Source organism: Corynebacterium sp. CMW7794 (assembly GCF_001563605.1).
Taxonomy (GTDB): Bacteria; Actinomycetota; Actinomycetes; order Mycobacteriales; family Mycobacteriaceae; genus Corynebacterium; species Corynebacterium phoceense.
This window is the reverse complement of sequence record NZ_KQ961761.1, coordinates 1-1,949: the sequence shown is the minus strand read 5'-3', so window position 1 is coordinate 1,949 and position 1,949 is coordinate 1. Positions and strand designations below refer to the sequence as shown.

Annotated in this window: 3 protein-coding genes and 1 pseudogene; 2 read left to right on the top strand and 2 right to left on the bottom strand. The window is 58.3% G+C overall.

The genetic code is table 11. The features are described from left to right. On the bottom strand, positions 1-329 hold a 329-nt coding region (locus HMPREF3227_RS12990; RefSeq protein ID WP_197429524.1), incomplete at its 3' end, for a recombinase family protein. Positions 330-679: 350 nt separating this feature from the next. On the opposite strand from HMPREF3227_RS12990, the gene HMPREF3227_RS09385 reads away from it, so the two are divergent. Then, a complete protein-coding gene (locus HMPREF3227_RS09385; RefSeq protein ID WP_035106074.1) occupies positions 680-1,039 on the top strand; it encodes a Cd(II)/Pb(II)-sensing metalloregulatory transcriptional regulator CmtR in 360 nt (119 codons plus the stop codon). Then, on the top strand, positions 997-1,635 hold the full coding sequence (locus tag HMPREF3227_RS09380; RefSeq protein ID WP_197418401.1) for a cadmium resistance transporter: 639 nt from the start codon (positions 997-999) through the stop codon (positions 1,633-1,635). Before HMPREF3227_RS09385 ends, HMPREF3227_RS09380 begins: the two co-directional genes overlap by 43 nt. 202 nt (positions 1,636-1,837) lie before the next feature. On the opposite strand, the pseudogene HMPREF3227_RS12985 reads toward HMPREF3227_RS09380, so the two are convergent. Beyond that, a pseudogene (locus HMPREF3227_RS12985) lies at positions 1,838-1,949 on the bottom strand (IS6 family transposase); the annotation flags it as partial.

Below are 1,949 nucleotides of genomic sequence, written 5' to 3'. Positions count from 1 at the left end.
GCTCTTCCTACTGCCCCAACTTTGCAACAGCACCGATTCGAGGAATTGACCTTGATGGGATCAGTCAAGGTGCGCACCCCTACCCCACGCTCCTGAAGGTCATGGATCAGGTTGAGAGTGTCACGGACGGTGCGGCCCAGCCGGTCGAGGGTGTGGACGACAATGACATCTCCCGCGCGGGCTTGCTGGAGTCCGGGCCGATTCGTGGTGGATCCGGATTTCTTGTCGACGTAGATGTATTTATCCGCAACATCTTCTTTACGGAGCGCGTCGATCTGACGGTCGAGGTCTTGTTTTGCGGTGGAAACCCGGGCGTTACCAATATCCATGACCCACAGCGTGCCGGAAGTCTATTCTGCAGCAGGTTTTGCGAGTCAATTCGTTGGAATAGCTTGTGGAACAGTCCTCTCCTGGGGCTGTGTATTTTCAATTGGTTTCATTAAGGGTGTCTCACTTCCTTGGAAGTGGGACACCCTGATAGGTACGTGGGCCGCCACTGGCCTGGGCCGGAAGCTGCCGGCAATAGCCCTCACCTTTAAATCACGTCGGGAACACCGCCAACTAGGCGGCCGCTTCCTTCCTGCGCAGTGAAGGCCTCAGCCTGAAAGTGCAGACGACCTCTAGCAACAACGCCATCCCATGTTGAAGTTAGTTCAGCAACAACTGTATAGTTCAGCACATGCTGACTATTGCTTCTCGACTAGACGTGATGAACCGGTTGGGTCGGGCCATGGCGGATCCGACTCGTTCCCGCATTCTCCTGGCGCTGCTGGAGGGACCGGCCTACCCGGCCGCTCTCGCCCAGGATCTGGAACTGACGCGCTCGAACGTGTCGAACCATCTCGCTTGCCTGAGGGACTGCGGAATTGTTGTCGCCGAACCGCAGGGGCGACAGACCCGCTACGAGATCGTTGATGCTCATCTGGCGCAGGCGTTGAACGCGTTGCTGGATACCACCCTGGCCGTCGATGACAACGTCGAATGCATCGACGCCGGATGCGCCGTACCTGGGTGTGTCACTGGACAGGAGAGTGCGTAGTGGTAACCGGTCTACTGTCGGCGATTGGTCTGTTTATCGCCACCAATATCGACGACATCATTGTGCTCTCGCTGTTTTTTGCCCGCGGGGCGGGGCAAAAAGGGACCACGCTTCGGATTCTGGCTGGGCAGTACCTCGGCTTCATGGGCATCCTCGCGGCCGCAGTCCTGGTCATGCTGGGGGCAGGAGCATTCCTACCTGCTGAGGCGATCCCGTACTTCGGACTAATTCCCCTGGCCCTGGGACTATGGGCGGCCTGGCAGGCTTGGCGAAGCGATGATGACGACGATGATGATGCGAAGATCGCCGGGAAAAAGGTGGGTGTGATGACCGTCGCCGGTGTGACGTTTGCCAACGGTGGCGACAATATCGGCGTCTACGTTCCGGTCTTCCTCAACGTGGACACTGCCGACGTCATCATCTACTGCATCGTTTTCCTCGTCCTGGTGGCAGGCCTGGTCCTGCTGGCAAAGTTCGTGGCCACCCGCCCGCCCATCGCAGAAGTCCTTGAGCGCTGGGAGCACGTGCTGTTCCCGATCGTCCTGATCGGCCTGGGCATCTTCATCCTCATCAGCGGCGGCGCCTTCGGCCTCTAATAAGCCCATCCCGAGTGAACTGACCCCCATTTTCTGGACTGGGTTAATTCTAAATGGTTAGGGTCTTTGCGGGGGCCTGGTTCCGATACTGCATCGGGGCCAGGCCCTTGAATCGTTCTTGGAGGGTGCTGTTGCAAAGTTGGGCGGAGAGCAGCGAAGACTCAGTTTCTCATCCCCTGATGACCGCTGCGTGTGGGCGTTGTTAGGCCGTCTCGAAGACTCGATTGACGATCACCGCGTCCGGGTTCGGTTGCCCGTGAGGGCAAACATCGTGCCTTGCCCTTTCCGTAATGAGTGCATCGCTTCCATCCCTT